30 protein-coding genes and 1 pseudogene are annotated in these 26736 nt (G+C 72.1%); 13 read left to right on the forward strand and 18 right to left on the reverse strand.

Annotated features, from left to right (window positions below):
* Window positions 1-76 precede the first annotated feature (76 nt).
* The 3 genes from rlmN to AB0B33_RS36995 all read left to right on the forward strand — a co-directional run bounded on the left by rlmN (window position 77) and on the right by AB0B33_RS36995 (window position 1994).
* Window positions 77-1183 carry a 23S rRNA (adenine(2503)-C(2))-methyltransferase RlmN gene (gene rlmN, locus AB0B33_RS36985; protein ID WP_360780705.1) on the forward strand — a complete coding sequence of 369 codons (1107 nt, stop codon included), beginning with the start codon at window positions 77-79 and terminating at the stop codon, window positions 1181-1183.
* Window positions 1184-1216: 33 nt separating this feature from the next.
* Complete coding sequence (locus AB0B33_RS36990; protein ID WP_360781038.1) at window positions 1217-1483, forward strand: hypothetical protein; 267 nt, start codon at window positions 1217-1219, stop codon at window positions 1481-1483.
* Window positions 1484-1607: 124 nt separating this feature from the next.
* Complete coding sequence (locus AB0B33_RS36995) at window positions 1608-1994, forward strand: hypothetical protein (RefSeq protein WP_247012935.1); 387 nt, start codon at window positions 1608-1610, stop codon at window positions 1992-1994.
* A gap of 4 nt (window positions 1995-1998) precedes the next feature.
* On the opposite strand, the gene AB0B33_RS37000 is transcribed toward AB0B33_RS36995, so the two are convergent.
* From AB0B33_RS37000 to AB0B33_RS37015, 4 genes are read right to left on the reverse strand one after another with little or no spacing between them, the layout of a single operon-like run.
* Entirely contained in the window at window positions 1999-3096 is a 1098-nt protein-coding gene (locus AB0B33_RS37000) for an MAB_1171c family putative transporter (RefSeq protein ID WP_360780708.1), read from the reverse strand.
* Entirely contained in the window at window positions 3093-3623 is a 531-nt protein-coding gene (locus AB0B33_RS37005; protein ID WP_360780711.1) for a hypothetical protein, read from the reverse strand. Before AB0B33_RS37005 ends, AB0B33_RS37000 begins: the two co-directional genes overlap by 4 nt.
* Before the next feature lie 60 nt (window positions 3624-3683).
* The gene (locus AB0B33_RS37010) at window positions 3684-4985 is read right to left on the reverse strand and encodes a hypothetical protein (RefSeq protein WP_360780714.1); all 1302 of its coding nucleotides are present in this window, start codon (window positions 4983-4985) and stop codon (window positions 3684-3686) included.
* A gap of 2 nt (window positions 4986-4987) precedes the next feature.
* Complete coding sequence (locus tag AB0B33_RS37015; protein ID WP_360780717.1) at window positions 4988-8269, reverse strand: hypothetical protein; 3282 nt, start codon at window positions 8267-8269, stop codon at window positions 4988-4990.
* A gap of 190 nt (window positions 8270-8459) precedes the next feature.
* Between AB0B33_RS37015 and AB0B33_RS37020 the strand changes: the two genes are divergently transcribed.
* Window positions 8460-9578, forward strand: a complete 1119-nt coding sequence (locus AB0B33_RS37020) for an NAD(P)/FAD-dependent oxidoreductase (protein ID WP_360780719.1) — start codon at window positions 8460-8462, stop codon at window positions 9576-9578.
* A gap of 88 nt (window positions 9579-9666) precedes the next feature.
* Window positions 9667-9903 (forward strand): hypothetical protein, encoded by a 237-nt coding sequence (locus AB0B33_RS37025; RefSeq protein WP_360780722.1) that lies wholly within the window; start codon window positions 9667-9669, stop codon window positions 9901-9903.
* Window positions 9904-9996: 93 nt separating this feature from the next.
* Here the strand turns inward: AB0B33_RS37025 and AB0B33_RS37030 are convergent, their stop codons facing one another.
* Window positions 9997-10428 carry a MerR family transcriptional regulator gene (locus tag AB0B33_RS37030; RefSeq protein WP_360780725.1) on the reverse strand — a complete coding sequence of 144 codons (432 nt, stop codon included), beginning with the start codon at window positions 10426-10428 and terminating at the stop codon, window positions 9997-9999.
* Between the two features lie 24 nt (window positions 10429-10452).
* Between AB0B33_RS37030 and AB0B33_RS37035 the strand changes: the two genes are divergently transcribed.
* Window positions 10453-11808, forward strand: a complete 1356-nt coding sequence (locus tag AB0B33_RS37035) for an MFS transporter (protein WP_360780728.1) — start codon at window positions 10453-10455, stop codon at window positions 11806-11808.
* On the opposite strand, the gene AB0B33_RS37040 is transcribed toward AB0B33_RS37035, so the two are convergent.
* Both AB0B33_RS37040 and AB0B33_RS37045 read right to left on the reverse strand, forming a co-directional pair.
* A complete protein-coding gene (locus AB0B33_RS37040) occupies window positions 11783-12067 on the reverse strand; it encodes a ubiquitin-like small modifier protein 1 (protein ID WP_360780730.1) in 285 nt (94 codons plus the stop codon). The genes AB0B33_RS37035 and AB0B33_RS37040 overlap by 26 nt on opposite strands.
* A 2-nt stretch (window positions 12068-12069) precedes the next feature.
* On the reverse strand, window positions 12070-13152 hold the full coding sequence (locus AB0B33_RS37045; protein WP_360780733.1) for an exo-alpha-sialidase: 1083 nt from the start codon (window positions 13150-13152) through the stop codon (window positions 12070-12072).
* A 164-nt stretch (window positions 13153-13316) separates the two neighbouring features.
* On the opposite strand from AB0B33_RS37045, the gene AB0B33_RS37050 reads away from it, so the two are divergent.
* Window positions 13317-13685: a YciI family protein gene (locus AB0B33_RS37050; protein WP_247012911.1), complete on the forward strand. Its 369-nt coding sequence runs from the start codon at window positions 13317-13319 to the stop codon at window positions 13683-13685.
* 163 nt (window positions 13686-13848) lie between these two features.
* On the opposite strand, the gene AB0B33_RS37055 is transcribed toward AB0B33_RS37050, so the two are convergent.
* From AB0B33_RS37055 to AB0B33_RS37065, 3 genes are read right to left on the reverse strand one after another with little or no spacing between them, the layout of a single operon-like run.
* The gene (locus AB0B33_RS37055; RefSeq protein ID WP_360780736.1) at window positions 13849-14811 is read right to left on the reverse strand and encodes an NAD(P)-dependent alcohol dehydrogenase; all 963 of its coding nucleotides are present in this window, start codon (window positions 14809-14811) and stop codon (window positions 13849-13851) included.
* On the reverse strand, window positions 14808-15032 hold the full coding sequence (locus tag AB0B33_RS37060; protein WP_247012907.1) for a helix-turn-helix transcriptional regulator: 225 nt from the start codon (window positions 15030-15032) through the stop codon (window positions 14808-14810). Before AB0B33_RS37060 ends, AB0B33_RS37055 begins: the two co-directional genes overlap by 4 nt.
* Window positions 15026-15448, reverse strand: coding sequence for a hypothetical protein (locus tag AB0B33_RS37065; protein WP_360780739.1), 423 nt, complete (start codon window positions 15446-15448; stop codon window positions 15026-15028). Before AB0B33_RS37065 ends, AB0B33_RS37060 begins: the two co-directional genes overlap by 7 nt.
* Window positions 15449-15581: 133 nt before the next feature.
* On the opposite strand from AB0B33_RS37065, the gene AB0B33_RS37070 reads away from it, so the two are divergent.
* The 3 genes from AB0B33_RS37070 to AB0B33_RS37080 all read left to right on the forward strand — a co-directional run bounded on the left by AB0B33_RS37070 (window position 15582) and on the right by AB0B33_RS37080 (window position 18380).
* A complete protein-coding gene (locus AB0B33_RS37070) occupies window positions 15582-15932 on the forward strand; it encodes a YciI family protein (protein ID WP_247012903.1) in 351 nt (116 codons plus the stop codon).
* A 29-nt stretch (window positions 15933-15961) separates the two neighbouring features.
* A complete protein-coding gene (locus tag AB0B33_RS37075; protein ID WP_360780743.1) occupies window positions 15962-17242 on the forward strand; it encodes an RNA polymerase sigma factor in 1281 nt (426 codons plus the stop codon).
* 196 nt (window positions 17243-17438) lie between these two features.
* Window positions 17439-18380, forward strand: coding sequence for a cold shock domain-containing protein (locus AB0B33_RS37080; RefSeq protein ID WP_360780746.1), 942 nt, complete (start codon window positions 17439-17441; stop codon window positions 18378-18380).
* A gap of 106 nt (window positions 18381-18486) precedes the next feature.
* Here the strand turns inward: AB0B33_RS37080 and AB0B33_RS37085 are convergent.
* The 3 genes and pseudogenes from AB0B33_RS37085 to AB0B33_RS37095 all read right to left on the reverse strand — a co-directional run.
* A pseudogene (locus AB0B33_RS37085) lies at window positions 18487-18705 on the reverse strand (transposase); the annotation flags it as partial.
* A gap of 60 nt (window positions 18706-18765) precedes the next feature.
* Window positions 18766-19389 (reverse strand): enoyl-CoA hydratase/isomerase family protein, encoded by a 624-nt coding sequence (locus AB0B33_RS37090; protein ID WP_360780749.1) that lies wholly within the window; start codon window positions 19387-19389, stop codon window positions 18766-18768.
* Window positions 19386-19985: a TetR/AcrR family transcriptional regulator gene (locus AB0B33_RS37095; RefSeq protein WP_247012897.1), complete on the reverse strand. Its 600-nt coding sequence runs from the start codon at window positions 19983-19985 to the stop codon at window positions 19386-19388. The genes AB0B33_RS37090 and AB0B33_RS37095 overlap by 4 nt, the downstream gene beginning before the upstream one ends.
* Before the next feature lie 53 nt (window positions 19986-20038).
* On the opposite strand from AB0B33_RS37095, the gene AB0B33_RS37100 reads away from it, so the two are divergent.
* On the forward strand, window positions 20039-20392 hold the full coding sequence (locus AB0B33_RS37100) for an arsenate reductase family protein (protein ID WP_360780753.1): 354 nt from the start codon (window positions 20039-20041) through the stop codon (window positions 20390-20392).
* Here the strand turns inward: AB0B33_RS37100 and AB0B33_RS37105 are convergent.
* A complete protein-coding gene (locus AB0B33_RS37105) occupies window positions 20389-21600 on the reverse strand; it encodes a threonine synthase (protein ID WP_360780756.1) in 1212 nt (403 codons plus the stop codon). The two genes, AB0B33_RS37100 and AB0B33_RS37105, sit on opposite strands and share 4 nt — an antisense overlap.
* Window positions 21601-21611: 11 nt before the next feature.
* On the reverse strand, window positions 21612-22103 hold the full coding sequence (locus tag AB0B33_RS37110; protein WP_360780759.1) for an emopamil-binding family protein: 492 nt from the start codon (window positions 22101-22103) through the stop codon (window positions 21612-21614).
* Window positions 22104-22133: 30 nt separating this feature from the next.
* Between AB0B33_RS37110 and AB0B33_RS37115 the strand changes: the two genes are divergently transcribed.
* Together AB0B33_RS37115 and AB0B33_RS37120 are read left to right on the forward strand one after the other, a co-directional pair.
* Entirely contained in the window at window positions 22134-22913 is a 780-nt protein-coding gene (locus AB0B33_RS37115) for a DUF1295 domain-containing protein (protein ID WP_360780762.1), read from the forward strand.
* Window positions 22910-23722: a carbon-nitrogen hydrolase family protein gene (locus AB0B33_RS37120; RefSeq protein ID WP_360780765.1), complete on the forward strand. Its 813-nt coding sequence runs from the start codon at window positions 22910-22912 to the stop codon at window positions 23720-23722. The genes AB0B33_RS37115 and AB0B33_RS37120 overlap by 4 nt, the downstream gene beginning before the upstream one ends.
* 18 nt (window positions 23723-23740) lie before the next feature.
* Here the strand turns inward: AB0B33_RS37120 and AB0B33_RS37125 are convergent, their stop codons facing one another.
* The 3 genes from AB0B33_RS37125 to AB0B33_RS37135 form a co-directional block, all read right to left on the reverse strand.
* A complete protein-coding gene (locus tag AB0B33_RS37125; protein WP_247012843.1) occupies window positions 23741-24487 on the reverse strand; it encodes an SDR family oxidoreductase in 747 nt (248 codons plus the stop codon).
* A 104-nt stretch (window positions 24488-24591) separates the two neighbouring features.
* Complete coding sequence (locus AB0B33_RS37130; RefSeq protein WP_360780769.1) at window positions 24592-25479, reverse strand: LysR family transcriptional regulator; 888 nt, start codon at window positions 25477-25479, stop codon at window positions 24592-24594.
* Window positions 25479-26732, reverse strand: a complete 1254-nt coding sequence (locus AB0B33_RS37135) for a cytochrome P450 (protein ID WP_360780772.1) — start codon at window positions 26730-26732, stop codon at window positions 25479-25481. Before AB0B33_RS37135 ends, AB0B33_RS37130 begins: the two co-directional genes overlap by 1 nt.
* Between the last annotated feature and the right edge of the window lie 4 nt (window positions 26733-26736).

Genomic DNA, 26736 nt, shown 5'->3' on the forward strand with positions numbered 1-26736 from the left:
CCTGGGTGTGACCCGGCGGACACCCGGCCGGGGCGGGCCGGGTGCGGGTTTCGGGGCGTGGGACACTTGACCGGTTATGACTGCCCTCCCGCTCGTTTTCGACGCCCCCAAGCGCGGCCTCCCGCCGCGCCACCTCGCCGACCTCACGCTCGCCGAACGCGCGGCCGCCGTCGCCGAGCTGGGGGAGAAGCCGTTCCGGGCGAAGCAGCTGTCGAACCACTACTTCTCCCGCCTGACGGTCGACCCGGCGGAGATGACCGACATCCCGGCGGCCTCGCGGGACCGGCTGGTCTCGGATCTGATGCCGACGCTGCTGACCGAGGTCCGTGCGCTGGAGGCTGACAGGGGCGCGACGCGCAAGACGCTGTGGCGAGCCCACGACGGCACGCTCCTGGAGAGCGTCCTGATGCGCTACCCGGACCGCGCGACGCTGTGCATCTCGAGCCAGGCGGGCTGCGGCATGGCGTGCCCGTTCTGCGCGACCGGCCAGGGCGGCCTCGACCGCAACCTGTCGACGGCGGAGATCGTGGACCAGGTCCGCTCCGCGGCGGCGGTCATGCGCGACGGCACGATGCCCGGTGGCCCGGGGCGGCTGTCGAACATCGTCTTCATGGGGATGGGCGAGCCCCTGGCCAACTACAAGCGTGTGGTCGCGGCGGTCCGGCGGATCACGGACCCGGCTCCGGGTGGGCTGGGGATCGGTCAGCGTTCGGTGACGGTGTCGACGGTGGGGCTGGCGCCGGCGATCCGGAAGCTGGCGGACGAGAAGATGCAGGTGCGGCTGGCGGTGTCGCTGCACACTCCGGACGATGAGCTGCGTGACACGCTGGTGCCGGTGAACGAGCGCTGGTCGGTCGACGAGGTGCTCTCCGCCGCCCGGTACTACGCCGATACTTCCGGCCGGCGGGTCTCGATCGAGTACGCGCTGATCCGGGACATCAACGACCAGCCGTGGCGGGCGGAGCTGCTCGCGAAGCGGCTGCGCAAGCACCTGGGTCAGCTGGTGCACGTCAACGTGATTCCGCTGAACCCGACCCCGGGTTCGAAGTGGGACGCGTCGCCGAAGCCGGTGGAGCGGGAGTTCGTGCGGCTGGTCAACGCCGGCGGAGTAGCGTGCACGGTGCGGGACACCCGCGGCCAGGAGATCGCCGCCGCCTGTGGGCAGCTTGCTGCCGAAGGCTGAGTTTTCCCTTTCAGTGATGGAGTGTTTGTCGTGATGTATGCCCCCAGCCTGCTCGACCCGGCTGCGGAGGAGCTTCGGCTCGCGGACTTCACCGGCGCCACGAACGTGGCCCGCGGTGCCCGGACGCTGCTGGGCGACCGGTTCAGCTCGGTGACGTTCATGTACGTGCTGATGCGAGCGTTCGAGGTGGAGTACACGGCGGCGTGCGACGCGGCGCGCTGGCACGAGTTCCACGGCGGCCCGCGGGCGCTGTCGGACGCGGACCTGGAGAAGCTGCTCGCTCCGTGGCTCGACCGCTGATCTGATCCGGTAGCGGCGCGTGGAGGAGTTCCTCGAACACGCGCGACGAGCGTACGGAGACCTGCGGAAGCCGGACTACGGATTCTTTTCCGACGCACTGCGAGTGCGGCCCTGGGAACCCCTGGTGGATCGGTTGCGGCAGCTCCTGCTGGTGGAGGACTGGACCGACCGCGAGGACGACGTCAGCTTCTCGTACGTCCTGCAGGTCAGCCGGGATTCACCGGCGTGGTCGCTGTGGTTGTCGGCGGTGGGACCGTTCGCGCTGCTGGCCTGCACCGCCGCGGGCGCCGAGCTGGTCCGCTCCGATGTGGTCGTCGGTACCGGACCGGACATGCCTCCGGAAGGAGACCGCGTCCTCGCCCTGCTCCGTGAGGCCGGTGTTCGGCTGCTCAGCGCCGAAGAGGTCGAGACGACCGTCGACGGTTTCCGCGCGTGGAACGGGCGGGTCCTCGTGTCCTTGTTCTTCGTGCTGTTCGGCGAGACCGACGTGCCGTGGTGGCACGCTTCCTAGCCCGTCAGGCGGCAACCGTCCGCAGGGACTCCGAGAGCGCCACCAGCTCCCGGACGTCGTCGTCCAGGCCGCCGCCCTCGGGGACGGCGACCGGCATTCCCGAATCCGGGACCGGCTCGCGGCGGGCGTGGGCGTCCAGGGCCTCCGTGAGCCGCAACGCCAATGGCCCCTCGGACGGCCGGTGGGCTAGGTAAGGGCTGATCCGGACCAGCCCGTCGCGACACTCGATGACCCGCCGGTAGTACCGCCGGTGCACGCCCAGCACGCTCAGCGCGTCACGCCGGGGGCTCAACGGCTTCCGGCTCAGCGCGTCCTCCGGGAACGCCTCGTGCAGCCGGGTCCACAGTGGACCGAGACGGTGGTACGTGCGCAAGTGCTGCCACCACACGCGGGTCGCGGCCACGCGGGTGGTGACGCCGGGGTAGGACAGGCCGATCACCAGCAGGATCGCGCTCGGGAAGACCAGGAAGACCGTCGCCTGCACCAGCAGCCACGGGATCGCCGCGCCCGCCCAGTGGACCAGCACCACCGCCACCAGTGTCGCGCCGCCCACCGCGCCGAACGCGAAGCCCACCGATGCCACCAGCAGGCCGCGGGCCAGGCGGGGGGCCGCGCCGCGGGCGTAGCGGCGGGCGAGGAAGCACGCGCTCGCGATGCCGTAGGTCAGGTACAGGTCGGCCGCCAGGTAGAAGACCGAGACCCCGGCACGCGGGTACGTCGACGGCGGGCCGCCGGGCATCAGCACCGCGACGACCGCCATCACCAGGATCGCCGTGGCCAGCGGGACCGCCTCCCCCCAGGCCCGACGCCGGGCGCGGTCGGCCGGCAGCGCCGAAAACAAGAAGAAGCACGCCAGTGAATAGACCAGCCCGCAGAGGAAGACGTGCTGGAACAGCAGCGGCACGATCGCGCCCGGGTCCGGCTGGTTCACGTCGCCCGCCAGCAGGCCGAACGGGAAGGACGCCGCGAAGCAGGCCAGGCAGGCCGTGACCATCCAGCGCGCGACGTCCCGCGGGGCCCGGGTGAGCTGGTAGACCTTCCACAGCAGGGCGGGGTAGAGGAGCACGCCCTGGACGACGAGCAGCGCAATCTTGCTGTTCACAGCCACCCCAGCCGTTCGTCCAGCGCGTTCTCGATCCGCTGCGCGGTGCGCTCGCCCGACGACTCGGGCGTGACCCGGTCCAGCACGGATGCCCACTCCAGGATGATCGTCGCGACCGTCTCGGCTTCCCGCTCGTGGTCGGTGTCGTAGGAGGTCCGCAGCAGCGCGCGCCGGACCGGCTCGGGCGTCAGGTCCGGGTACGGCCCGGGCGGGGTCAGCCCGGCGACCAGGCTGTCGTCCTCCGCGGTGGCGTGGTGGCCGGCCAGCATGTGGCCCAGTTCGTGCAGGATGATGTGGCTCTGGTGGGCCTTGCTCGTGTCCCGCTGGTAGACGATGTAGTCGGCGCGCTCGGTGGCGATCCACGCGCCGAACGGGCCCGGCACCGGGATCCGGTGCGCGATCAGCCGGATCGGCCGCCCGCGCTGGTCCCCGACGCTCCGGCACAGCTCGACGACGTCGAGCGGCGGCCGGATGCCCAGTTCCTTCAGCAACCGCCGGCAGCGGCGGCGCAGTTCGCGTTCCCTCACCCGTCACCTTGCCGTCGCCGTGCCCACCTGTCCGGTCCCTTACCGTAGACGACGCCGATCTCACACGTAGAGGCTGCGCGCGGCCGCGTCGGTCAGGCAGAGCGCCGGGATCGCGTGGTGGACGAAGTCGAAATTGTTCACACGCAAGCGGCCGTCCGGCAGGTTTTCGTCGTACGTCTGCTGCCACACGTCGTTGCCGTCGCGCGCGTCGAAGGGCAGGTACGCCACCGAGACCCGCTTGTCGGGTGACTCCGCCAGCCCGTTCTTCCCCCGGGTGAACGGGTTCGCCTTGCCCCCGGTCAGCGCGGTCGTGGCCGTCGGGAAGGAATGCGTGTAGAAGCGCACGCTCTTGCCCTTGGCCGTGCTGCGCCCGCTCGTCAGCTTCGACCACCCGCCCGCGGCGGCGATCATGGGGTCGGTGAAGCCGTCGGGCGGATCGAAGACGAAGAATTCGTTGAACTCGTCGTTCATGAAGGTCCCGGCCGTGGGGTCGCGCTTGGCCGCGGCCACGTTGTCGGTCAGGAACTTCGCGACCACGTTGCACCCGCTGCTGTTGGCGGAGATCGCGACGTGGGACAGGGTGTCGCCGTGGATCGGCAGGATGTCGCCCTGGATCGCGAGCAGGAGCGTGCGCAGGGTCGCCGCCGAATACAGCTGGTAGTCGCGCAGCTGGCGGGTGGCCTGGTCGAACACCCGGCTGATCTGGGGCAGCACGACCACGTACGGCTTGTTCGCGTGCCGCAGCTGGTAGGGAAAACCGAAGGACCCCTGCTGTGGCGAGAGGAACGGCATGTCGACCTTGACGCTGCCGCCGGCTCCCGGCCGTGCGTTGTAGACCCACCAGCTCCAGATGTCGTAGTACAGCCAGTCGAACCCGAGCGGCCGGAAGTGGGTGAACAGGTGCGCCTTCTCGTCCTGGCCGGGAATGTGCTTGTAGTGCACCAGGAACGGCGGCGGCTTCGAAGTGTCCAGGTCCATCGGGACGGCGACGGCGACGAACCGCGGCGGCCGCTCGTCGCCGTCGTAGGTGACGCTGTAGACCTTCACCGTGTAACCGGCCGGCGGCTGCCGGACGAACTCGAGGTCGAGGACGTCCCACTTCGCGAACGCCGACCTCTTGAAGAGCGACGGCTTCAGGAACGGCCAGGAGATCGGCTTCGTGACGTCCGGCAGCGGGAGGGGATCCCAGTTCCGGTTCCGGGCCAGGAAGGGTTTCTCGTCCTTCCGGTTCGCGGTCTGGAGCTTGCACGTCTTCACGTCGCGCAGGCACTCGGCGCTGGGTTCGACCGGCACCGCCTGGCCGGTGGGCGGGTTGCTCAGCGTCGTCCACGTCGTGGCCGTCACGTCCCTGAGGGTGAGCACGCTCAGACCTGCTGCCCGGTCTTCGGGTCGTACTCGACCTCGACGACCGCGACCTGGTCGGTCGGCAGGACCTCCACCCACTGGTCGAAGACCTCGTAGCCCTTCTCGCTCTCGGCCTTGAACCCCTTGTCGAGCGGGTCGAAGCCCTTCTCGTACACCATGTCCGGGCGCAGGTAGTTCAGCGTGACGCCGGGTTCGAGCTGCTCGGTGATCACCTCGGTGCCCGCTTCGTGCTTGGCCAGCACCGTGACGGCCACGTACCGCAGGACGTCGCGGATGGTCAGGTCGGCCGGGGCCAGGTCGCGGTAGCGGGTCACCAGCGCCGGGTCGGACCACGGGTAAGCGCGCAGCCCGGTGAGGATCCGGGTGCTCTCGCCGCCGGTGGCCGGCTGGTAGCGGTCGTCCAGGCCGTCGGCGCCCTCGATGCTCGGGTCGGACAGCCAGTTCAGCGCGGCGAGCTCCTTGCCCGGCCGGATCGGCACGACCGCCTTCACCCAGGGCGCGTTCAGGAACGCGTTGCGCTGGTGGTCGCCGTCGAGCTGCAGCAGCCAGCCCAGCGAGCTGCCGAGCCGGGCCGGCGCCGAGTCCTCGGTGATGAAGTAGTTGTCGCGCCGCCTCATGTCGCCCTCGTTGGCCCAGCCGACAGTGTGGTCGTCGAGACCGGTGGGGCTGTCGCGGACGAGGTGCTCGACGGCCGTCTCGAGCGACGGGTCCCGCGCCGGGGTGCCGCCGGGCGTTTCGAGCCGCGGGTCGCCCAGCCGGTCGAGCTCCGGGGCGAACGTCGGGTGCGCCTCGTGCCGGCGGGGCCGCCACCACTCGGGCGCCACGAAGTACAGCATGGCCTCGACGTCGAACATCGAGTTGATGAGCTCGGCGAGCTTGTGCAGCAGCTCCGGCTGGGTCGGCCGGGTGCCGTCGATCCGCATCAGCTGTTCGAGCAGCCGCCGGTACACGACCACGCGCTCCTCCTCGCGGAGCACGTCGTAGTCGCGGACCTGGATCTTGCTGGCCGCGGCCACCCGCTCCCGCGCCGCCGTCAGGTACGCCTCGCGCTGCTTCCGGTCCAGTTCGAGGTCCCGCTTCGCGGCGAGCAGCTGGTTCTGGTCGCTGACCTGCTTGCGCTTTTCGGCCGAGGCCCGGTAGGTCACCGGCACGGTGAACGCGAAGAGCTCGTTCCGCTCGCCGTGGGCGTTGTAGAGGAAGACCGACAGCGCGGGCTGCCGCGGGTCGGGCGTGCCTTCCGGCGCGTCCTGGGTCTTGCGGCCCAGCTTGAGCTTCACCGCCGCGGCCCCCGCCGTCCAGCGCACCTCGCCGACCTTCGCGGGCTCGAAGCCGTCCCGGGGGGTGAGCTCGACGTCGGCGATCCACCAGCCCGTCCCGGACCCGCCCACCGGCCGGATGTAGCCGTTGAAGGGGTAGCCGAACTGGACCGTGACGTCCTCGGTGTAGTCCTCGGGCATCGGCAGCTCGTTGGCCGGCGCCACCGCGGCCGCGTCCGGCGGTGCGGCGAGGTGGACCAGCTTGGCCAGCCCGAGCGCCGCACCCGGGTCGTCCACGAAGGACTGCCAGCACAGCTGGGTGCCGAGGTCCTGCACCTGCACCCCGACGCGGCGCATCTTGCGGCGCAGCTCGTAGTTGATCAGCTTGTCGGTGCCGTTCGCCAGGACGTAGCGGCGGCTCGAGGTGTCGGTGGTCTCGGTGACCGTGCGGAACGTGGTCTTGAAGCTGCGCTTGATCTCGGTGCTCAGCCGTTCGCTCTGCTGGCGCATCTGCTTGTGCGTTTGTTCGCGGGCCTGCTTCTGGGTGTCGCTGAGGTCCATCGTCGCGGTCTCGTTGGCGTCGCCCCAGACCCACCGCTGGTTGGCCGACACCGAAAAACCGAGCTTGGTGTTGCGCTCGTTCTCGTCCTTGACCGCGGTCGACACCTCGTCGTCGAGCTTGTTCTCGCTGGTCCGGCTCTGCGTGAGCTCCTGGCCCTCCTCCACCACGCGCTCGACCAGCGTGCGCCGGGTCTGCGACTCGATCAGCTCCAGCGAGCTGCCCGGGCTGAGCCAGACGTGCTGGACCGGCGGGCCGAGGAAGGTGTCGAACTCGAAGAAGTACTGGCGGAACAGGTGCACGATCCCGACCGGGGAGAGGCTGACGCGGTTGAGCGCCTCCGCGCGGCTCGCGGTCTCCAGCGGGTCGAGCATCCGCTGCAGCCCGCGGTACTGCGGGGTGTCGACCTCGCCTTCGCGGGGCGGGGAGAACAGGTCGGCGAGCGTCGGGACGAGGCTCTGCACGGCGAGGTAGTTGAGCAGCCCGGCGACCATGGACTCCTTGGCCGCCATGGCCTCCACCAGCGCCTGGCGCTTGGCCTGGTCGGTGGGCTCGACGACGGTGGCGCGGGTGAACAGCACCGGCGCCACCTCGTTCGCGAGGATCGGGTCCAGGCTCGCGCGGGACAGCAGGGGCAGCCAGGTCGCCGGGGCGCGCGGGTCCTTGTCCTTGACGCGCGCCTGGATCAGGTCCGCCAGCACCGAGGCGATCAGCGGGTTGTACGAGCCGGTGGCGGGTGCGTCGCCGGTCTTCAGCTCCAGTGTGTCGGTCGAGCCGGCTTCGGCGCCCTGGAGGTGGATGACGGGCGGCACGAACTTCGCCCGTGGTGTGACGACCTTGGACAGGGTGGCCAGCACGGCGTCGTCGACGCGCCGCAGCGCCTCGACGTACCGGGCCACCGTCCGCTGCGAGCGCCAGCCGAGCAGCGGCTGGATCAGGCCGAACGACTCGCTCGCGTACGGCAGCGCGCCGGCGAACTCGGCCAGCGGCCGCCCGGTGGTGATCCGGGCGCCGACGGCCGGCGCGGGCAGGGCCTGCGCGTTCGCGACCGGGCCGCCCGCGGTCACCGCGAACGGCAGCACGGTCCACGGCTTGCCGGTCCCGCTCGCCCCGACGAGGAACAGCTCCCGGTCCGCCTGGGCGGCCGGCGCGACGAAGGCGATCGTCTGGGTGGTCCCCGGCGACCCGACGACCTTCCCCGCGTACTGGCGGCTGCCCGCGGCGTCCTTCTCGAGGAAGGCCCCGCCGAGCGCGCCGATGTCCGGGTACCGGCGCGGGTCCTGGACGTCGACGGCGGCGGGCAGGGCGAGCGCGATCCGCTGGGTGAGCCCGAACTCCCCGAGCGACGACGCCTGCACGGTGTAGGTCCAGACGTGGTAGTACGCGGTGCCCCCGCTGGTCGCCGGGGTCCTGCCTGCGAAGGTCACGGTCAACGCCATGGTGTTCTCCCGATCGTCGGCCGTCATCGTCGCGCCGTCGCGGTGCCGGGGGAGGGGGCACGAGGACCGACCAAAGGGAGCAACCGGGCGTGCTTCGGGATGCCCTCGAGGGCAGTGCGGGTGCGCGCTGCCAGGCCCCTGCCAGGGCCGTGTGCGCCGGCTGCCAGCGGCTCCCGACAAGCTCTGGAACGTAATTCCAGAGACCGAAGGAGTCACCGTGCGCACCCCAGTCACCATCATCGGCGCCGGGCTCGGGGGACTCACCCTCGCCCGCGTGCTGCACGTCCACGGCATCGAAGCCACCGTCTACGAAGCCGAAGCTTCACCCATGGCGCGGATGCAGGGCGGCATGCTCGACATCCACGACTACAACGGCCGGCTCGCCGTCGAGGCCGCCGGGCTGACGACCGGGTTCCGCGACCTCGTCCTCGAAGGCCGTCAGGCGATGCGCGTCCTCGACTCGACCGGGGCCGTCCTGTTCGAAAAGGGCGACGACGGCACCGGCGGCCGGCCCGAGGTGCAGCGGGGCGAGCTGCGGCAGCTGCTGCTGGACTCGCTGCCCGCCGGCACTGTCCATTGGGGACGCAAGGCCGCCGAGGTGCGGGCCGGGAACGAAGTGGTCTTCACCGACGGCACCAGCGTCACGGCCACCCTGCTCGTCGGCGCGGACGGGGCCTGGTCGCGGGTCCGGCCGCTGCTCACCGCCGCCACGCCCGAGTACGCCGGCACTTCGTTCGTCGAGACCTACCTCTTCGACGCCGACACCCGGCACGCCGCCGTGGCGAAGGCGGTCGGGGGCGGGTCGATGTTCGTCGCCGGCCCCACACCGGGGCAGGGGATCAACGCGCATCGGGAAAGCGGGGACACCCTGCACGCCTACGTAGAGTTCGAGCGGCCGCTGGCGTGGTTCGACGCCGTCGACTTCGGCGATCCCGCCGCGGCCGCCGCCCGGCTCGCGGCGGAGTTCGACGGCTGGGCGCCCGAGCTCACCGCGCTGCTCACCGACGCCGATTCCGGACCGGTCCTGCGGCCGCACCACACCCTGCCGGTCGGGTTGCGGTGGGAGCGCGTACCCGGCGTCACCCTGGTCGGCGACGCCGCCCACCTCACCGCGCCGAACGGCGAAGGCGCCAACCTGGCCATGCTCGACGGCGCCGAGCTCGGCCAGGCCCTCGCCGCGCACCCCGTCGAAGAAGCGCTGGCGGTCTACGAGGAAGCCATGTTCACCCGGAGCGCGAACCCCGTCGACGAAGCCGTCGTCATGGAAAGCGTGTTCGGCGGCGAAATCCCGCCGCAGCTGCGCGCGCTGTTCGACGAGCTCAAGCCCGGGAACTAGCGCGACGGCGGCGGTCCGCCCGGGCCGCCGCCGGCCGCCGTCGTCGTCGCCGAAGACGTTGTCGCTGCCGGTGTCGAAGCCGGACCGGATGTCGGCACGGACGACGCCGCTCTGCTCCAGCACGTCGGGCCCGTTGGAGCCGTCGCCCGGGTACGGTCCCGCGGTCTCGTCCGGGATCTCGCCCGTCGACGCGGTGGTGGTCGTCGAAGCGGCCGAAGTCGTGGCGGGGGAGGAAGTCCCGCAGGCGGTCAGCGCCGCACCCGCCGCGCCGAGACCCTGGTCGACGACCTCGTCACGCGGCCGGGGCAGCGGGTGGCCTTCGTAGGTGGGGTTCATGGCTTCCACCCTGCCGCCGGAAGGTCGCCCCGCCTTGCGCGGAAGCTCTGCGCTTGCCGTGAACCGTCCTCGCCGGGCGGTTCTACGGCTGCCCGGGTGCCCAGAGGCCGTCCGCGTCGCCCGCTTCCAGGCGGCCGCGGTACACGCCGATCTTGCGGTCGATCAGCTGCAGGTTCTCCTGCAGCTCGGCCAGCTTCGCCAGCACGCCGGCGCGGTGCTCCTCCAGCAGGGCCAGGCGTTCCTGCTCGTTGCCGCGGCCGGCCGAGACCAGGTCGGCGTAGCGGCGGATCGTCTTGATCGGCATGCCGGTGGCCCGGAGCTTCGTGCAGATCTTGATCCAGTCCAGGTCCAGCTTCCGGTAGCGGCGGCGGCCGCCGCTCGTGCGGTCGACCTTCGTGACCACCAGACCCGCTCGTTCGTAGTAGCGCAGCGTGTGCGCGCTGACCCCGGTGCGGCGGGCCGCGTCCGCGATGGTCAGCCCCTCGGCGGGGATCGGCGGTTTGACTTCGAGCACGCTCTAAATCCTAGCGTCGATCGCATGAACGCTCCGACCGCTCATCGCCCCGCGCTCGTGCTGGCCGTCTGCTGCGCCAGCATCGTCGTGGTGGTGATGGACATATCCATCGTCACCGTCGCCCTGCCTTCGATCCGCCGCGACCTCGGCGCGTCCGTCTCCGGGCTGCAGTGGACGGTCGACGCCTACACGCTGGTGCTGGCCGGGTTCTTGGTGCTCGCCGGCTCGGCCGCCGACCGGTTCGGCCGCAAGCGGGTCTTCCAGTGCGGCCTCGCCGCGTTCGGGCTCGGTTCGCTGCTGTGCAGCCTCGCGCCGGGCATCGGCTGGCTGATCGCGGCCCGCGCGCTGCAGGCGATCGGCGGCACCATGCTCAACCCGGTCGCGATGGCCATCGTGGCCACCACCTTCCCGGCCCCGGCCGAACGCGCCCGCGCGATCGGCGTGTTCGGCTCGATGTCCGGGCTGGCGCTGGCGCTCGGGCCGATCCTCGGCGGCGCGCTCGTCGACGGCTTCGGCTGGCGCGCGGTCTTCTGGGTCAACGTCCCGATCGTCGCCGCGGCACTCGTGGCCACCGCGCTCTTCGTGCCCGAGTCCCGCGCGCCCCGCGCCCGCCGGTTCGACCCGCTCGGGCAGCTCCTCGTGCTGGTGGTGCTCGGCAGCGTCGTCTACGCGCTGATCGAGTCGCGCCCGCTGGGCTGGACGTCGCCGCTGGTCCTCGGCCTGTTCGCGGTCGCCGCGCTCGGCGTGGCCGGCCTGCTCGTGCACGAACCGCGGCGCACCGACCCGCTGCTGGAGCTGCACCTGTTCCGCAACGTCGCCTTCAGCTCGGCGATCGTGATGGCGGTGCTGGCCCTGTGCGGGTTCGGGATCTTCCTGTTCACCGCCACCCAGTACCTCCAGGACGTCCGCGGCCTGCCGCCGCTGGCGGCCGGGCTGTGCCTGCTCCCGGTCGGCGTTCTGGTCCTCGTGCTGTCGCCGCGCACCGGGCGCCTGGTCGGCACCACCGGGCCGCGGCTGCCGCTGGTCGTCGCCGGCAGCGCGCTCGCCCTCGGCGGCGCCGCGGCGGCGTGGCTCGGCCCGGCGACGCCGCTGCCCCTGGTGCTCGCGGTCTTCCTGCTGTTCGGCGTCTTCCTCGGCACGGTCAACCCGCCGATCACGAACACCGCCGTCTCCGGGATGCCCGGGTCGATGGCGGGGGTGGCTGCCTCACTGGCGTCCACCGGACGGCAGACCGGCACCACCCTGGGTGTCGCGCTCGCCGGCAGCGCGCACGGCGTGTGGTGGCTGGTCGCCGGGCTCGGCGCCGGGCTGCTCGCGCTGGCGCTGGTGGGCACCCGGCGCCGGGCCGAGGCGCTCAGCCTCCCGCGACCGACGGGATGATCTGCACCTCGGCGGCGTCGCGGAGCACGACGTCGGGGCCGCCGTGGTGGCGGCACTCCTCGCCGTCGACGAAGAAGTTGACGTACCGGCGCAGTCCCGCCTGCTCGTCGCGCAGCCGCCGTTCGAGTGCCGGGTAGCGCTCGGCGAGGGCGTCGAGCAGGGTGCCCAGCGTGGCCGGCTCGCCGACTTCGACGTCCAGCTTCGCCTCGCCGCCCGCCTTCTCGCGCAGTGTTCCGGGCAGCAGCACGGTGATCCGCACGGTCACACCGTCGCCGCGCGGACGCTCAGCACGTCGGGCAGGTGCGCCGCGACGAGCTGCCAGCTGTCGCCGTCGTCCCGGCTGGCGTAGACCTCGCCGCAGCGCGAGCCGAAGTACACCCCGGCCGGGTCGGCGTCGTCGGTGCACAGCGCGTCCCGCAGCACGCCCGCCCAGTAGCCGTCCGGCAGGCCGGCGCCCACCGCTTCCCACGACTTCCCGGCGTCCTCGCTGCGGTACACGCGGCAGCGGCCGTCCGGGGGGAACCGCAGGGCGTCGGCGACCAGCGGGAACGTGTAGATCACCTCGGGCCGGTGCGGGTGGACGACGACGGGGAAGCCGAAGTCGCTGGGCAGCCCGTCGGCGATGGACTGCCAGCTCGCGCCGCCGTCGTCGCTGCGGTAGACGCCGTGGTGCACCTGCGCGTAGAAGCGGTCCGGTGCGGCCGGGTGCGTGGCGACCTTGTGCACGCAGTGGCCGTATTCGGGGTACGGGTCGGGGACGTGGACGGCCTTGATGCCGGTGTTGCTCGCCCGCCACGACTCGCCGCCGTCCTCGGTGCGGTAGACGCCGCCGGTGGACATCGCGACGGTGACGTGGCCGGGTTCGGTCGCGTGCGGGAGCACGGTGTGGATCGCCTTGCCGCCGCCCCCGGGCGTCCAGTGCTCCCGGTGCGGGTGCTCCCACAGGCCGCGGACCAGCTCGTACGTGCGGCCGCCGTCGGTGGAGCGGAACAGCGCGGACGGCTCGGTGCCGGCGTAGACGACGTCCGGTTCGCTCGCCGGGCCGGGCACGAGCTGCCACGCCCTGGCGAGGGATTCGCCGGTGTCCGGCGGGAACGCGATCGGCGCGTGGCCGGGTTCGTCCCAGGTCGCGCCGAGGTCGTCGCTGGTGGCGACGCTCGGCCCGAAGTGCTCGCTGGTCACCCCGGCGAGCAGGCGCGGGGTGGCGCGGCGGGTGTCGATGCCGACGGCGTGGACGTCGGTCATCGGGTGGTGCGGGCCGGTCACCTCCCAGGTCTTCCGGTCGTCGTGGCTGGTCGCCAGCCACAGGCCTTTGCGCGTTCCGATCGCGAGCACGACGGGCATCGGGCACCTCCAGCCGATGGTGACGCGCGTCACAGCACTCTGCCCGGGAAGATGTCCGGGAGAAATGTCGAACGCCGCGTGCGGCCGATCGACGCGGGGGTGAAGGCCGGTCATCGCGTCCGGAAGGCCCCGGACCACGGCCAGGAAGACCAGGGAGCAAGACCATGCGTTTCCTCATGATGCACCGGATCGACGAGAGCGACCCGCAGGCGTGGAACCCCAGTCCGGAGTTCGTGGAGAAGATGGGCGGGTTCATCCAGGAGTCGGCGGAAAAGGGCATCCTGATCACGGCGGAGGGCGTGCACAAGTCCGACAAGGGTGCGCTGGTCCGCAAGCCGCGCGGGGCCGCGATCCGCGTCACCGACGGCCCGTTCGCCGAGGCCAAGGAGGTCATCGGCGGGTTCGCGCTGATCAACGCCGCGGACCGCGCGGAAGCCGTCGAGTTCGCCCGGCGCTACGTCGAGCTGTTCGACATGGAGATCGAGGTCGAGGTCCGGCAGGTCGTCGAGTTCGAGGACCTGCAGCAGGGCTGACGCGGCGGCCGGTGGCGCTGCGGTGGGCCAGGACGATCCTGGGGGCGGAGATGTTCCTGGTCACCGGCGCCACCGGCACCGTCGGCGCGGAAGCTCCCCCGGCATGCCGGCGCGGGCGCGCGAGGCGGCCGCGCACGTCGAGGCCTTCCGCTGACGGGCCGCTTCAGGGGAGCAGGACGACCTTGCCCGCCGCGCGGCCCGCGTGGAGGTGGCCGATCGCGGCCGCGGCGTCGGCGAGCGGGTAGGTCCGGTCGAGCACCGGCGTGAGCTTCCCGGCTTCGATCAGCTCCCGCAGGGTTTCGAGGTCCGCGCCGCGCTCGCGGGCGACGAGTCCCCGCAGCCGGTGCCGCACGAGCGGGTTCAGCAGTGCCGCGAAGAGCACCCGCTGGATGCCGCCGAGCCACCGGCCGCCTTCGCCGCCGACGATCACCAGCGTTCCGCGCGGGGTCAGCGCCCGGCGCAGGCGGGTCAGCGAGCGCAGGCCCGCGGTGTCGATGATCAGGTCGTACCGGTCCGTCGTGAAGTCCTCGCGCGTGTAGTCGAGGACGTGGCCGGCGCCGAGCGCGCGGACCAGGTCCGTCTTGGCGGTGCTGCACAGGCCGGTCACGTGCGCGCCGAAGGCCTTGGCGAGCTGGACGGCGAAGGAGCCCACCCCGCCCGCCGCGCCGATGACGAGGACGCGCTGCCCCGGCTGGACCCGGCCCGCGTCGCGCAGGGCCTGCAGGGCGGTGCCGCCGGAGACCAGGACTGATGCTGCCTGTTCAAACGACAGGCGCGCGGGTTTCGCCGCGACGAGGTCCTGGTCGGCGACGGCGAGTTCGGCGAACGAGCCCGCGCAGCCGCCGAACACCTCGTCGCCCGGCCGGAACCGCGTCACGCCGTCGCCGGTCTCTTCGACCGTGCCGGCGAAGTCGAGGCCGCGCACCGGCTGCTTCGGCCGCCGCAGGCCGAAACCCAGGAGCCGCAACAGGTAGGGCTGCCCGGTGGTCAGGTGCCACACGCCCGGGTCGACGCCGGCCGCGTGCACGCGCACGAGGACCTCGCCGGCACCGGGCGAAGGTCTGTCGACGTCCCGGAATTCGAGCAGGCCGGGACTTCCGTAGCGGGACTGGACGATCGCTTTCACGAGGACTCCTCCGGGTACTGGAACACTTCTTCGAGCGGGACGCCGAACACGTGCGCGAGCTGGAAAGCCATCTCGAGCGAGGGGGAGTAGCGGCCCTGCTCGATCGCGATGACGGTCTGGCGGGTGACGCCGATCCGGGTGGCGAGGTCGGCCTGGGTCATCTGGCCGTTGGCGAACCGGAGGGCGCGGATCGAGTTCGTGACGCGGGTCGGTTTCACCACGGCTGGAAACCCCGGCGGTAAGCGGAGATCCGGGCGGCGGACCCGAGCACCGCGGAGAGCGTGAACGCCAGGTAGACGGTGTTGGCGATCCAGAAGTGCGGTGCTTCGACCAGCGCCAGCAGCAGCGCGGCCACCGCGCCGATGGCGACGAACGCCTGCCCGACGTGGTCGCCGAACCGGCCGATCTCGCGGTCGCGCTGGTCCTTCTCGCCGTCCTTCGAAACCACCGCGGCCACGATGCTCAGCACGATCGCCGCGGCGATGGAGGCGCCGATCGTCCAGAGCAGCGTCGCGGTGTACGGGACTTCGGCCAGCGGCCGCCCGCCGGCCCGGCCGAGGACCAGGACGAGGTAGACCGCGTAGCTCACCACCGCGGCGAGCCCCCGGATCCAGGCGTTCTTCTCTTCGTGGGTCACCTTCGCCAAGGTAAAACAAACCAGACACCGTGTCAAAGTTTCTTGACATGAGAAAATCTTCGGCGAGGGTGTCCAAGGCGGCGCCGGCCGTTCGTAGTGATCGCGTACGACAACCGAGACACCGGAGGATCCCGTGAAGTACCTGATGCTGATCAACGCCAGCCTCGACGCCCAGGGCGAGCCGACCGGCTGCAGCACGCCCGAGGACTGGATGTTGTTCGACAAGTCCATGAAGGACGCCGGCGTCCACGTCGGCGGGAACTCGCTCGCCGACTTCACCACGGCCGCCGCGGTCCGCGTCACCGAGACGGGCGAGCGGATCGTCACCGACGGGCCGTTCGCCGAGTCCCGCGAGGTGCTCGGGGGCTACTTCGTCATCGACGTGCCGGACTTCGACGTCGCCCTCGACTGGGCGGCCCGCTGCCCCGGCTCCCGCGACGGCGGCCACATCGTGGTGCGCCCGCTCGCGTCCTACGGGGACTGACAGCGGTGTCGGAGCGAGCGGCGGCGTCGATGGATGCTTTCGGGGGTTCCGGGTGGCAGAGCCCCCGGCCCGGGGCGAAGCCCCGGTTGATACTGGAGGCGGTGTTCCGGGAGGAGCGCGGGCTGCTGCTGGCCGCGCTCGTCCGCCGGTTCGGCGACCTCGACCTGGCCGAGGAGGTCACATCGGAGGCCATCGAAGCCGCGCTGGTGCACTGGCCGGCCGAGGGCGTGCCGCCGAAGCCGGGCGCGTGGCTGATGACGACGGCGCGGCGCAAGGCCGTCGACCGGCTGCGCCGCGACCAGGCCTACGCGGCCCGGCTCGCGGTGCTGCAGGTCGAGGCCGAGCGCGCGGCGCCCGCGCCGGAGTCCGACGGCGGGCTGCCGGACGAGCGGCTCCAGCTGTTCTTCACGTGCGCGCACCCGGCGTTGCCCGCGGAAGACCGCACGGCGCTGACGTTGCGCTGCCTCGCCGGGCTGACCACGCCGGAGGTGGCGCGCGCGTTCCTGGTGCCGAGCGCGACGATGGGGAAGCGGATCGTCCGGGCGAAGCACCGGATCCGCACGCTGCGGATCCCGTTCCGCGTCCCGGACCCGGCCGAGCTGCCCGGGCGGCTGCCGGGCGTGCTCCAGGTCGTCTACTCGATCTTCACCGAGGGGTACGCGGCCAGCTCGGGCCCGGAGCTGCAGCGGCTCGACCTGGCGGAGGAGGCCATCCGGCTGGCCCGGATCCTGCGCCGCCTGCTGCCCGCCGAACGCGAGGTCGCGGGCCTGCTGGCGTTGCTGGTGCTGATCCACGCCCGCCGCGACGCCCGCACCGGCCCGGACGGTGCGGTGGTCCTGCTCGACGACCAGGACCGCACCCGCTGGGACCGCGCGATGATCGACGAGGGCACGCCGCTGGTCGAGACGGCGCTGACCGGCGGCCCACCCGGGCTCTACGGCGTCCAGGCGGCGATCGCGGCGCTGCACGACGAGGCCCCGGACGTGGCGAGCACGGACTGGCCGCAGATCGTCGCGCTGTACGACGTCCTGCGCGGCCTGGCCCCCTCCCCGGTGGTGGACCTGAACCGGGCGGTGGCCGTGGCGATGCGCGACGGCCCGGCAGCGGGCCTGTCCCTGCTCGACGCCCTGGCGGGCGAGCCGCGCCTGCGCGAGTACAGCCCGTTCCCGGCCGCCCGCGGCGACTTGCTCAGTCGCCTGGGTCGCCACCCCGAGGCCGCCGAGGCCTACCGGGAGGCGCTGTCCCTCGCGGGCACGGAACCGGAACGCGCCCACCTGCGCCGCCGCCTCGCCGAGGTCGCCAAGCCGTGAAGGTGGCAGTCACGGACTTCCCGGAACTGTCGGTGCCCGCCGGTAGAATGGACACCGGGGGCCGGAGGCCCAAGACCAGGTCTCGAACTCGGCGTGTCGCTGGGTGAACCGCCCGCCTGTGGGCCCGGTCCGACGGACCGGAGGTCGGTCAGGGAGACTGGGGGCCAGTGCCCGCCCTCTCGACCTGGAGCTTTTGATGCCGCAAGGGACCGTCCGTTGGTTCGACGCCGAACGTGGGTTCGGCTTCCTCGCGCCCGAGGACGGCTCGCCGGACGTGTTCGTGCACGCCTCCGAGATCGTCGGGGACGGCGGCGCGAAATTGCTCCGCGAGGGTCAGGCCGTCGAGTTCGAGGTCGGCGAGAACGACCGCGGGCCCCAGGCGCTGCGCGTTCGCGTCACCGCCGATGCGGCCACCGGCAGCGCCGTGGGCCTGCTCGGCACCATCAACTGGTACGAACCGGGCAAGGGGTACGGCTTCGCGTCGCCGGACGGCGGTGGCGCCGACATCTTCGTGCACAGCTCCGCCATCGTGACCGGCGGCGTGGTCGCCGAGGGGCAGCGGGTGGCCTTCCTGATCGTCGAAGGCGAGCGCGGCCCGCAGGCCGGGCACGTGATCCCGCTGGGAGCAGGGGCCGGCTCACCCGCCGCGGCCGGTAACGCGGACGGTGCCGACGGCACGGTGGCCTGGTACGACGAGGACAAGGGCTTCGGCTTCATCAACCCCGACTCCGGCGCCGGGGACGTCTTCGTTCACGCCCGGGCCCTGGCCGAGGGGCTGACGTGGCTCGCGGAGGGCGACCGCGTCGCCTACGAGGTGGCTAGTGGAGACAAGGGCCCGCAGGCCCGCGACGTGCACCTGGTCCGGGGCGCCGAGCCCCAGACGGCGCCGCAGCGGTCGGCCGCGGCCGCAGGGCCGGCGGCGCGGGACGTGCCCGCACGAGGCGGCGAGGGTGTCGTCGCGCGCTACGACGACGACCGCGGCTTCGGCTTCATCACCCCGGACGCGGGCGGCGACGATCTCTTCGCCCACGCGTCCGTGATCATGGGGTCGGAGCCGCTGCAGAAGGGTGACCGGGTCCGGTACGCGGTGCGTCAGAGCGACCGGGGCCCGCAGGCCGACCGCATCGAACGCCTCTGAAGAGGCGGCCCCACCGATGGTGCGGACGTTGATCACGGTGCAGGCCGGCGTGAGTAGCGCCAGCGTGGTGCGTTCGGTCCGGTCGTAGCGCAGCCCGAGGCGTTTGAACCGCAGCGTCCTGCCACTCACGTAACCGCCGCCACGCGGTGTGCCCGGAACCGCATCCGAGCTGCTCGGGTAGGTCTCACCGACGGCAGCCGGTGTCGAGCGCGAACAAGATCCCCTCCAGTGCGGCGCTGGCCGGGACGGGATCAGGGGTTCGATCAGCTCCCGGAGCCGGTCTTCGACCCGCCGCTGCTGCGTCGTCTTCGCCACGACTGCCCACGATCGACGACCAGGACCGGAAGGTTGCGCAGTGACACACCCTTGAGTTTCGAGACCAGGTCTAAGCAGGCGCGCGCAAAGCCGTCACCGCGGGGGCGAACATCGTCGCCTTGATCGCGCCCAGGGTGCCGCGGTCCTTGCCCGCCAGCGCCCCGACCCGCCCGGAAGCCACCTCCACCAGCTCGGCCTCGCCCGCGATTTCGTCCACCAGCCCGGTTTCCAGCGCGTCCGCGCCGCCGAACCGGCGTCCCGTCGTCATCGAAGCGATCGCCGCCGCCGGGGTCAGCTTGCCCTGGATCAGCGCCGCCATCCCCGGCGTGAACGGGATGTTGATGTCCGCCTCCGGGAAGCAGAAGTAGCCGCGATCCGCGCGCATCACGCGGAAGTCGTGCGCCATCGCCAGCATCGCGCCCGCGCCGAACGCGTGGCCGTTGATCGCCGCCACCGTCGGCACCGGCAGCGTCAGCACCCGCGCGAACAGCTCCTGCACGTCGGTGACGTAGGACTGGGCCTGGTCGCCGTGCGCGGTGAGCCATTCGAGGTCGAGGCCGTTGGAGTAGAACTTCCCGCCGCCGGTGGTCACCAGCGCGCCTTCGACACCGTCCAAAAAGGAATGCGCGCGCTGCAGCCACTCGGGCGAGAAGCGGTTCTCGTCGTCACCCAGGTGAAGCACGGAAACGGTCACGGTCGGTCCTTTTCTCGGGGTGGCACGGTCAGCACGGCCCGCACGGCGGCGGCGAGCCGCGCCCGCACCAGTGGATCGGTGAGGTCACGGCGGAAGAACGCGGTCGGCAGGTCGACGACGCAGGTCGTGATCACCTCGACGGCCAAGCCGTCGCCGCGGTCCCACACCAGTCGCGCGAGCCGCACCAGCAGCGCGACCAGCCGGTTGTCCAGCGCGTGCAAGGTGTCGGCGAGCTCGTCGGGCAGCTCGGGCCCGAACAGCCGGTCACCCCGGACCTTCAGCAGCATCCGGGCCGCGTCGGGCCGCCGGTCGGCGAACAACGCGGGGGTGCCGGCCGCCGCGACCACCGCGTCGACCGGCGTTTCCGCGGCGTCCACCAGCGACGTCTGCAGGTCGAGGAACGCCGTCGCCGCGCGCACCCAGACCCGCGCCAGCAGTTCGCTGAGCGAGCCGAACGCGTGGTAGATCGTGCCGTTCGGCACGCCCGCGGCCGTCGCCAGCCCGCGCACGGTCACGTTCTCGTACCCCGACGACGCGACCAGCCGCTCGGCGACGTCGAGCAGCGCGTCGAGGTCGTGGACACGGGGGCGGGGCATGCCGCGACCGTAACAGAACAGCTGCTCCAAAACCAGCGCGGTAAGCTCCCGCCGTGGAGATCTGGGTCAACCCGGCGTGCTCGAAGTGCCGGTCGGCGGTGTCGATGCTGGACGAAGCGGGCGCGCAGTACACCGTGCGCCGCTACCTCGACGACCCGCCGACGGCGGCGGAGCTGACCGAGGTGATCGAGCGCCTCGGCCTCGAACCGTGGGACATCGTGCGCACGGCCGAGCCGGTCGCGAAGGACCTCGGCCTGAAGTCGTGGGGCCGCACGCCCGACGACCGGACCCGCTGGATCGACGCGCTGGCCGAGCACCCCAAGCTGATCCAGCGGCCGATCATCACGGCCGACGACGGCACCACCGTCGTCGCCCGCGACCCCGAAACGGTCCGCTCGGTCCTCTAAGGAATCGAGTCCGTCTTCGCCAGCAGCGGGACGTCGAGCGGCACCGTCTCCGGGTACTTGATCCCGGCGCCGGTGTTGAGCACGACGACGTCTTCGTCGCCTTCGAGCCACCCGGACTCGCGAAGGTGCCGCAGCGCGGCGAAGCACGCGCCGCCTTCGGGGCAGACGAAAGTGCCTTCGCGCTCGGTGAGTTCCCGTTGCGCCGCAAGGAGTTCCTCGTCGGTGACGGCGACCGCGGTCCCGCCGGTCGCGTACACGGCGTCGAGCACCAGGAAGTCACCGATGGCTTTCGGCACGGTGATGCCGAAGGCGACCGTCCGCGCGTCGGGGAACGGCTCGCTTTCCCGCGCCCCACGGGCGAACGCGTCGACGATCGGCGCGCACCCGGTCGCCTGCACGGCGACGAGCTTTGGCAGCTCGCCGGTCACCCAGCCGAGCTCACGCATCTCCAGCAAAGCCTTGTAGATCCCGATGATCCCGACCCCGCCGCCGGTGGGGTAGAGGATGACGTCCGGCAGCCGCCAGCCGAACTGCTCGGCGATCTCGTACCCCATCGTCTTCTTGCCTTCGATGCGGTACGGCTCCTTCAGCGTCGAGACGTCCTGCACCCCCGGCCGCCCCGGAACCGCCGCGGCGACGAGCTTGCCCGCGTCGCCGATGAGACCGTCCACCCGGTACAGCTCGGCGCCGGCGGCGACGCACTCGCGCATGGTGATCGCGGGCGCGTCGTCCGGCATCGCGATCAGGCTCGTCAGCCCCGCGCGGGCCGCGTACAGCGCCCACGCCGCCCCGGCGTTGCCGTTCGTCGGCATCGCGATCCCGCGCACGCCGAGCTCGGCCGCCCGCGAGACGCCGACCGCGGCGCCGCGCGCCTTGAACGTGCCGGTCGGGACCAGGCCCTCGTCCTTCATCCACAACCGGGACAGCCCCAGCTCGCGGCCGTAGCGCGGCAGCCGCAGCAGCGGCGTCATGCCCTCGCCGAGGCTCACGACGTGCTCGGGCGAGCGCACCGGCAGCACCTCGTGGTAGCGCCACAGCGTCGGCTCCCGCCCGCTGATCTCCTTCGGCGTCACGGCTTCGCGGACGCCGTCGAGGTCGTACCGCGCGAGCAGCGGCCCACCCGACGGCGAAAGCCCCTGGACGGCGTCGGCGTCGAAGCGCTCCCCGGTCCGGGAGCAGTCGAGGTGGCTGAGGAACGAGTACGGCACTGCGCCTCCGGTCAGAAACGGCGGGTGAACGGGAGTGGCTTGCGCATCCGGACCAGCAGCAGGAGCGGCACCAGGACGTAGGGCAGGTTGAAGGCGAGGAACTTCACCGGGTTGCCGGTGCGCGTGGCCGGGTCGCCGAAGAACTCGACGCCGAACACGACGACCCCGGTCAGCGTGACGATCATCGTCGCGTAGATCACCGACGGCAGCTGGATCCGGTTCTTGCCGGTCAGCAGCGCGAAGACGAGCACGACGTAGAACGGCATGTAGACGAACGCCGAGAGCCCGGTGACGATCCGCATCCAGTCCGGCGGGTGCATGAACAGCGGGTCGGCGTCGTGGGCGTACCAGTAGTTCGAGTTCACGAAGAAATTGCCCGACGGCCGGGAGAAGTCGACCCCGACGGTCGGCAGCAGGTCGCTGATCAGCGACGTCACCGTGAAGGCCGAGAACAGCACCGCGAAGAAGACGTCGATCTTCCGTTCCCGCAGCGGCAGGTTCATGCCGCCGATCTTAAGTCCTATTGTGAGGGGATGGACGCGTTGCGGGTCTGCCTCTACGTCTTCGCCGGGGTGACGCTCGGCACCTGGCTGGCTTCCGTGCTGACCAGGGAGTACTCCTGGGTGGACCGGATCTGGTCGATCGTCCCGGTCGCGTACCTGGCGATCTTCGCGGCCGACGCCGGGTTCGCCGACACCCGGCTGAACGTGATGTTCGCGCTGGTCACCCTGTGGGGGATCCGGCTGACGTTCAACTTCGCCCGGAAGGGTGGTTACGCCCCCGGCGGCGAGGACTACCGGTGGGCGGTGCTGCGCGAACGGATGGCGCCGTGGCAGTTCCAGGTGTTCAACTTCTTCTTCATCTCGCTGTACCAGAACGCGATCCTGCTGCTGATCACGCTGCCCGCGTTGACCGCTTCGGAGCACCAGGGCTCGTTCGGGGTGGCGGACGTCGTCGTCGCGGTGGTCTTCCTGGCGTTCCTGGCCGGCGAGACGGTCGCGGACCAGCAGCAGTGGGTGTTCCACCGCGAGAAGCACGCGGGCCGCGCGCCGACGCGGTTCCTGCAGAGCGGGCTGTTCCGCTTTTCGCGGCACCCGAACTTCTTCTTCGAGCAGGCGCAGTGGTGGGTGATCGCGGCGTTCGGGATCGTCGCCGGCGGTCTGCAGTGGACGGTCGCCGGCGCGGTGCTGCTCACGCTGCTGTTCGTCGGATCGACGAAGTTCACCGAGAGCATCACGAAGTCGCGCTACCCGGAGTACGCGGACTACCAGCGGCGGACGTCCGCCGTCGTTCCGTGGCCGGCCCGCGGATGACGGTCGTCGGCGCGCTGCAGCTCGGCACGGGTGTCGACGTCGGGCGGATCCTGGCGTTCGAGGACGAGATCCGTGGCGCCGACCTGGTGGTCCTGCCGGAGGCCGTGCTCGGCGGGTACCCGGGCCGGGTGCCGTTCGTGGCGTACTTCGCTGCGTCGGTACTGGTCCCGGGGCCGGAGGTTTCGGCGCTGGCCGGGCTCGCGGCCCGCACGGGCACGACCCTGGTGGTCGGCGTCATCGAGCGCGACGGCTCGACGCTCTACAGCACGGCGGTGTTCCTCGACCCGCACCTCGGGCTGGTCGCCAAGCACCGCAAGCTGGTCCCGACCGCCCGCGAGCGCCTTGCCTGGGGCCGCGGCGACGGCTCGACCCTCCCGGCGGTCCCGACGGCGGCGGGCCTGGCGGGCGCGGCGATCTGCTGGGAGAACCACATGCCGCTGTTCAGGGCGGCGATGTACGCGAAGGGCGTAGAAATCTGGTGCGCGCCGACGGCGGACGACCGCGACGTCTGGCAGGCGTCGATGCGCCACATCGCCGACGAGGGCCGGTGTTTCGTGATTTCGGCGTGCCCGTACGAGACCGGCGGCGACGACCCGTTCCGCGGCGGCAGCGTGATCGTGGGCCCGCTGGGCGACGTGCTGGCGGGGCCGCTGCGGGACGCGGAAGGCCTGATCACGGCGGAGATCGACCGCGAGGAGATCGTGGCGGCACGGCACAGTCTCGATGTGTCGGGCCACTACGCGCGGCCGGACGTCTTCTCGCTGACGGTCGACGAGCGCCCGCGGGACGGCGTCACCTTCCTGCGGTGACGCCGTCCCGGCCGGGGCTCACACCGCCAGCCGGCCGCCGTCCACCGGGAGGATCGCGCCCTGGACGAAGCTTGCGTCGTCCGCCACCAGGAACGCGATCGCCGCCGCGATCTCGGCCGGGGATGCCACGCGGCCGGCCGGGCCCGCCGAGGCCAGTTCGTCCAGGCCGTCGCCGAAGACCGCCGTGCCCTCGGTGCGGGTCGGGCCGGGGCTGACCGCGTTGACGCGGACGCCGGACGGGCCGAACTCCGCCGCCCACGCCTTCGTCAGCAGCTCCACCGCCGCCTTCGCCGAGCCGTACAGGGCCATGCCCGTCATGCCCCTCGCCGCGACCATCGTGGACACGTTGACGATCGCGCCGCGCCCGCGCTCGGCCATCGCCGGGGCCAGCTCGGCGACGAGGAAGTACGGCACCTTCACGTTGATCGCGTACACGCGGTCGAAGTCCGGCTCCGTCGTCGAGGCGGTGGGGCCGGTCGGGAAGATCCCCGCGTTGTTCACCAGCACGTCGACGGGGCCGCCCACTTCCCGCGCCCGCTCGGCGAGGGCGCGCGCCGACGCGGCGTCGGTCAGGTCGGCCGCCACGAAGTCGGCTTTGCCGCCCGCCTCGCGGATGGCCGAGACGACCTCGGCGCCGCGTGCCGCGTCCCGGCCGGACAGCACCACGTGGGCGCCGAGCCCGGCCAGTGCGACCGCCGTCGCGCGGCCGATGCCGCTCGTCCCGCCGGTCACCAGCGCCGTCGACCCGGACAGATCTGCACTCATCGTTCAACTCCTCCGCGACCCGGGTGTCTCCCCGGTCGAAGGGTTCAAACGCGAGCGCCGGAAAGGACTTCCGGAACGGCGTTCGGCGCTGCTTATGGCCGCGATCAGTCCGGTCGATAGTCCTCCAGCGCGGCGACGAACTCCGCGAGGTCACGCCGGTGCGCCGCCGCCGGCCACACCGCCCACGTCCGCCGGACGATCGGGTTGCCCGCGAGCGGTACCCACCGCACGGTGTCCGGCAGCGGGTACGGCCACTGCGGCGGGGCGAACGCGTACGCCCCGCCCGCGTTGACCGCCGGGATCTTCAGCTCGACGATCAGCCGCTGCTCTTCCGGGACCTCCGGGCCGACGTCGAGGCCGTGGCTGCGCAGGATCGCCGCCAGCTCGTCGTACCAGGCCGGGCTGCCCGCGCGGGCGAACGCGAACCACTCCAGCCCGGCCAGGTCCTCCAGCCGGACCGGCGAACCCAGCTTCTCCGCCAGGTCCGCGGCCAGCAGCACGCCGACGTCTTCCGCCACGACGAGCACCGCGTCCAGGTCGGGGCCCGGCGGGCGCTCGCGCACCAGCCCGACGTCCAGCTCGCCCGCCCGCAGCGCCGCCACCTGCGCCACCGACGACAGGTGCCGGGCCTGCACCCGCGTGTCCGGGTACGCCCCCGCCAGCCGCGCGAGCGCCGAGGGCAGCAGCTCGGGCGGCAGCTCCAGGGGGATGCCGACGCGCAGCACCCCCGTCGTGGTGTGCCGGGCCAGCGCGGCGAGGGCCTGCTCGTGCCGCGCCAGCACCGCCCGTGCCTCGCCCAGCAGCGTCGTCCCCGCGTCGGTGGTCTGCACGCCGGTGCTCGTGCGCACCAGCAGCTGCAGGCCGAGCCGCCGTTCCAGCGCGGTGATCGTCTGGGACAACGCCGGCTGGCTGATGTGCAACTGGCGGGCCGCCTTCGACATCGTCCCGGCTTCGACGACCGCGACGAACGCCCGCATCTCGCGGATCTCCATCAGCGCCCCCACCGGATCGGCAGCGACTTGAGGCCGTTCTGGAAGTTCGACCGCAGCCGGACCGGCTCCCCCGCGAGCTCGACGGGGCCGAGCAGGTCGAGGACCGCCTCGAACATCGCCCGCAGCTGCACCCGCGCCAGGTGCGCGCCCAGGCAGAAGTGCGGGCCGTGGCCGAAGGTGAGGTGGTCGTTCGGCGTCCGCCCGATGTCGAACGTGTCCGGGGAAGCGAACACGGCCGGATCCCGGTTGGCCGCCGAAAACCACACCACCACCTTGTCCCCGGCCGCGATGTCCACATCGGACAGCCGGACGTCGGAAACGGCCGTGCGTCGGAAGTGCATCACCGGTGTCCACCACCGGAGCATCTCCTCGACCGCCGACGGCAGCAGCGACCGGTCGGCCAGCAGCCGCCGGTGCTCCGCCGGGTGCGAGAGCAGCGCGAGCATCCCGCCCGGCAGGCCGTTGCGCAGGGTTTCGTTGCCCGCCACGGAAAACAGCCAGAACAGGTTCTCGAACTCGGCGAGCGAGACGCGTCCGCCGTCGTCGCCGACGTGCCGCATCAGGGTGCTCATCACGTCGTCACCCGGGTGCGAGCGCTTGTGCTCGCCGAGCGCGTTCGCGTACGCGTAGAGGTCCGGCATGCCCGCGCGCGTCCGCGGATCCGGCATCGACCCGTCCGGCCCCGGCGACGGGCGGACGGCGAGCGCGGACCGCGCCAGCTCGCTCACCTCGGCGACGGAAACCGTCGAGCTGACCGCGTATTCGGCGTCCTGGTAGCCGATCACGCGGTTGCTCCAGTCGTACATCAGCCGCCGGTCCCGCTCCGGCACGCCGAACACCCCGGCCAGGGTGATCAGCGGCAGATCGGCGGCCACCGCGGCGAAGTCGCACTCGCCCCGGTCCGCGACCGATGCGACGAGATCCCGCGCCCACGTCTCGATCTGCGAAGTCAGCTTCGCGATCGCCCTCGGCGTGAACGCCTTCGTCAGCAACCCCCGCAGCCTGCCGTGCTCCGGCGGGTCCATGTTCAGCATCATCCGGCGCACGTAGGCGAGGTCGGCCGCGTCGCGGATCTGGGTCCCGCCGAGCTGCGAGGAAAACGCGGCGGGATCGCGCAGCACCCGCCGCACCTCGGCGTGCCCGAGTACAGCCCAGAAGTCGTCGACGCGCACCACCGGGCCGGCGCGCCGCAGCCGCGCCAGCTCCTCGTACGGGACACCTCGCACGTAGGTGTCCGGATCGGTGATCGCCACGAGC

Source organism: Amycolatopsis sp. NPDC049159, assembly GCF_040648295.1.
In the GTDB taxonomy this organism is placed as follows: Bacteria; Actinomycetota; Actinomycetes; order Mycobacteriales; family Pseudonocardiaceae; genus Amycolatopsis; species Amycolatopsis pretoriensis_A.